The organism is Pseudoalteromonas sp. (assembly GCF_041629635.1).
Classification (GTDB): domain Bacteria; phylum Pseudomonadota; class Gammaproteobacteria; order Enterobacterales; family Alteromonadaceae; genus Pseudoalteromonas.
Map to the genome: position 1 here is coordinate 1 of NZ_JBFKMX010000197.1, position 4,979 is coordinate 4,979.

General features: G+C 35.4%; 3 protein-coding genes. 1 reads left to right on the forward strand and 2 read right to left on the reverse strand.

Annotation, left to right across the window (positions count from 1 at the left end):
• Both wecB and wecC read right to left on the reverse strand, forming a co-directional pair.
• The coding region (wecB, locus tag ABYD77_RS17725) for a non-hydrolyzing UDP-N-acetylglucosamine 2-epimerase (RefSeq protein WP_372771429.1) at positions 1 to 870 on the reverse strand (870 nt) is incomplete at its 3' end.
• A 9-nt stretch (positions 871 to 879) separates the two neighbouring features.
• Positions 880 to 2,118 carry a UDP-N-acetyl-D-mannosamine dehydrogenase gene (gene wecC / locus ABYD77_RS17730; RefSeq protein WP_372771431.1) on the reverse strand — a complete coding sequence of 413 codons (1,239 nt, stop codon included), beginning with the start codon at positions 2,116 to 2,118 and terminating at the stop codon, positions 880 to 882.
• 786 nt (positions 2,119 to 2,904) lie between these two features.
• Here wecC and ABYD77_RS17735 point away from each other — a divergent pair.
• Complete coding sequence (locus tag ABYD77_RS17735) at positions 2,905 to 4,815, forward strand: tetratricopeptide repeat protein (RefSeq protein ID WP_372771432.1); 1,911 nt, start codon at positions 2,905 to 2,907, stop codon at positions 4,813 to 4,815.
• Positions 4,816 to 4,979 lie beyond the last annotated feature (164 nt).

The window sequence follows — 4,979 nt, forward strand, 5'->3', positions numbered from 1 at the left end:
GCCTGAATCCGTTAAAATAATATGTGCGTTATCCATAAGATAAACAAATGGCAAATATTCTTGCGGCTCAATTAACATAACATTTGTATGTTCAGCTAACAGTCGATTTACCGGTTCTTGTACATTTGGATTTAAATGTACAGGGTATACAAAGTTGTGTTCAGGATATTTATCCGCAAGTGTTGCTATGGCTTGGCATATGCGCTCAAAACCACCACCAAAACTTTCACGGCGATGCCCCGTGATTAACACATAAGGTTTCGAGTTAAAAGCTGAGAATTTGGCATCAAACTCAGCTTTGATATTCTCATCTGTAAGCACATCATTTTTAATTTGTAGTAGTGCATCAATTACCGTGTTACCTGTCACCACAATATTTTCGGGTTTAACATGCTCTCGCAGTAAGTTATTTGCAGACCCTTGTGTTGGTGCAAAGTGTTTTTCTGCAATAACGCCTGTAATTGTGCGGTTTGCTTCTTCAGGCCAAGGGCTATACAAGTTACCTGTACGTAAACCAGCTTCTACGTGACCGACTTTAGTTTGTTGATAAAACGCAGCTAACGATGTTGCTAACGTTGTAGTTGTATCCCCATGAACCAATACCCAATCCGGTTTAAATTCAGCAATAACAGGTTTTAAACCAAGTAAAATCTTACTGGTAATATCAGTCAGATCTTGCCCTGGTTTCATGATGTTTAAATCATAATCAGGCGTAATCTTAAATAGCTCAAGTACTTGATCGAGCATTTCGCGGTGTTGCGCTGTTACACACACCTTGCTTTCAATCTTAGACTCGTTTTCAAGCGCTTTAACTAATGGCGCCATTTTTATTGCTTCAGGACGTGTTCCAAATACGGTTAATACTTTCATAATAATAACTTACACAATACCACGACTATCGATAACCACTTTAGCAGCCCACTTTTCAGCATCAACGTTTTTAAACTCTGAGTGATCAACTAAGATAGCCATTACCTTTGCTTCTTCAAACGCTTGCTCTACTGAAACGAGCTTTGCATTTGTTCCTTCAAATACATTAGGTAAAGCATCAATGTTTGGCTCTACCACCAGCACTTCAAGGCCATCTTGCTTTGCTAACTTAACGGCAATATCAAGCGCAGGGCTTTCACGTAAATCATCAATATCAGCCTTAAACGCCAAGCCAAAACACGCAACTACAGGGCGTTTAAATTCATCTGCTTCTTTTAAAATTTGGTTAAATACGTATTCTGGTTTTGCATCATTAACTAAACGCGCCTGCTTAATCAACTTTGCTTCTTTTGGTGCAGAGCTCACAATAAACCAAGGGTCAACAGCAATACAGTGGCCGCCCACACCTGGGCCTGGATTCAAAATATTTACTCGTGGGTGACGGTTAGCAAGCTTAATTAGCTCCCACACATTAATATCTAATTTGTCACAAATAAGCGAAAGCTCATTTGCAAATGCAATATTTACATCGCGGAATGAGTTTTCAGTTAGTTTTGCCATTTCTGCGGTGCGTGCATTAGTGATTAAACACTCACCTTTAACAAAGGTCTTATAAAGAGCAACCGCTCTTTCAGAACACGCAGGCGACATACCACCAATTACACGATCATTCTCAACGAGCTCGCGAAGTACATGACCAGGTAAAACGCGCTCAGGGCAATGAGCAATGTTAATATCAGGATTACTAGCGTTTTGCTGCGGGAAAGACAAATCAGGACGCGCTTCAGCTAACCATTTAGCCATTTCTTCAGTCGCACCAACTGGTGAGGTTGATTCAAGAATAACTAAGTTACCCTTTTCTAATACTGGCGCAATGGTTTTAGCCGCTGATTCAATATACGAAAGATCCGCTTTATAATCATCTTTAAAAGGCGTTGGTACTGCCACCATAAAAGCATCCGCTTTTTCAGCTGTTAGCGTTGCTTTTAAATTGCCGCTATTTACAACAGAACGTACAACAATATCTAAGTCAGGCTCTACAATATGAACATTACCTTCGTTAATTGTTTTAACAGCATGTTCGCTCACATCTAAACCTATTACTTGCAAACCACGCGAAGCAATGACTGCTGCAGTTGGTAAACCAATATAACCTAACCCAACTACCGATATTGTTTTGAATTCCACTATAACTAATCCTGTAAAAATAATGAGGAGAGTTTACACGATTCTTCGTAGTGAATAAAACAATGGCAGCTAGTGATATTACTTTTGTTTAAAATAATTTTTATAGAAAATATCAAGCAACTGATTTATGGATTTAAAAAAGTGGTTTATTTCTTTTTGGTATAGCACTTTTTTGACCTTCATTAACGTTTTTTTGATAGTACCAAAGACATGGAATTATCGAAAATTCTGAACTGTAAAGCGCTATTAAATATAAATTAATATCTTATTTAGCCATCAATAAAGTCGTTTTAGCTTAATACTGAGCAAGCAATTGTAGAGTTTAAGTTTGTAATATACGCAAAACGCTTTCTAGAAAATGAAGAAGAGAAGCTTTTATATTAATACGCAATATAAATTAGAACTAATTTCGATAATAAAAGGTCATACATAAGCAAAATAATAGATGAAAGATAAGTAAAAGAGGTTTGAGCCTCCCAACTTTTGGGACCGAAACACTTTAAAAGGGGTGCTGCTTTACCGCAACTTTAAGAAAAATAAATCAAAAACAAAAGCCAAGTAAGCCCCAATATTCTTGTTCAAATAATTAGTGACATTAGATCATGCTATATTTGGCTCAACAACTATACAAATTCGATTAAACTTGCTCTTCAGAGTTACCTTTCCTCTTAAAACTGTTGCTATAAAAATCACAATATTCTACTTTAACCAGCTTAAAGAATTTATGAAAAATGATTTTCAAAAAATCATGCTTTGTAAACCTAAATACTGATATATGGAAAAATCATGAGTGATAAATTAAACCAGGCTATCACCTTAATAAGTCAAAAGAAATTTAAGAAAGCGTTAGTAATTCTAAAAAAAATAAACAAAAAAGAGTTTTCATTTATTGGAGGTGAGTTAGAAGCCTCATGCTTATTTAATGAAAAAAAGTTTAAACAAAGTGAACTCTTATTGAAAAAGTTAGACTCTATTGCACAAAACAATCAACAAAAAAGTGCTGTGCTATCCAACCTTGCAGCAATTTATGAAGCACTGGATGAACAAGAGAATGCCATTGAGTCTTACAAAAAACTATTAAGTATCAATACATCTCCTGAGTTAGCGCAGCAACGAAAAAAACTGTGTTTTCACTTGTTACAGAAAAAAGAATATGAGCAAGCTATCGACTATTCTGTACAACTAAAAAGCCTTGATCAGTATTATGCAAACTACCTATTAATTAATTTTAGTGCATACAAATCGTTATCGAACGAAGCGAAAGCATCTGAAAATTATGACCTCTTCAAAGCTCACCTAAGCTCTTTCACAACCGAAGATATAATACTTTTTACAAATGCGCTTTTTTCTCACGCTCCTTCAGAAGCGAGCAGCTTTTTAGAATATATTGAACAGGTGTTTGGTCAAACTGATTGGATAACAAGCTATAAAGCCCAGAAATTCTCATCAACCATTGAAAGTGAATTTAAGCGTAGCAATTCTGATTTTCCTAAAATTGAATGCACTTCACAGCAAACAGAAACTTTAATTGCAAAACTTTGTAAAGCTATCATCAAAAAAGGGGGGTATATTTCCCCGAACATTACAATTAAAGAACACGCAAATGAGCTGAGTATTCATTACAACTCTTCAAGCCAGTTAGAAAAGAAGCTTATTGAACTACCAGCACAATGCTGCCCTGTTTTAAGCGATTATAATTTCCATATTTCAAATGATTACCAACTTAGCTATACATGTAAAAAGAATATGCTAAATAAATCTGCTCAAGAAATAATGGATATTATCATTGCGCTTTACAACCAAACGGAAAAGCTCAAGAATTGGGCGGAAACCAATATTTTAATGGCTATCAAGAACCACAAAGATCTTTTATCTTCTTTGCTTGTTCCATTTAAAAGCTCAGAACTGACAAGTGATGTAGCCAATATGTTACTTTCAGATAAAGAAGATGATTTTTTAATAGAAAGCTTTTTTACATCCAGGAAGTTTAACTATAATCCAGAAATCTTGAAATTGGCCGGGATTAAAACAAATAACCCCAATACATACGTATTAATGCCCATTGTTGATTTGTTAAACCACAAGCTTGGTGAGAAAGGCTATCAGGTTAATACCAAAAATGCCGCTATAGAAATTTACCAGCCGAATGTAACTTACTCTGATGAACTATTTGTTCAATACAATCTAGATGATCCTTGTATTACATTATTCCTATATGGCTTTATAGATGACAGTGCAAATTTCTATTTTTCGATCCCATTACAGACAAGTATTAATGATCAAAACATTCAAATAGAAAACTTAACAAGTGCACAAATAACTTCACCACCATCGTATTTAGGCGACTATAAAAAATACTACCCTAAACAAATAGGAAGAATCGCAAACAATCTTTTATTAAGCCAGCTTGCTTTACCTCAGCCTAATAAATTAAAGCGCTTTTTAGCAATGTGGCGCTACTTATTAAGCGATAGCTCATTACCCGAGATGCAAAAGCCTTTTGAAGATCAAGCCGTGAAATTATCAACTGCTATTTACACTGCTAACCTAGAGTATTGGCTGGAAATGGAAAGAAAAATTGCATCACTCATAGAAGATAAGACTATTCCAAACAGTCAAAAAGAGCAGCTATCTAGCCTAGCCCAAAAAGCTCAGCAGCACTTTAAAGAAGGTCTTACTTACTTAAAGTCACTTTAGTTGAACTGTCTCAAGTAATCCAATAAATTAAAGGCCAGCAAACGCTGGCCTTATATTAAGCAAAGCATTTACTATTCGTTCACTTCCTTAACCACCTTTAGAAATATAAGAAAAGCTAATGTTACTAAAGCATTTTTCAAATCTATTAGTTCAGGGACTATACA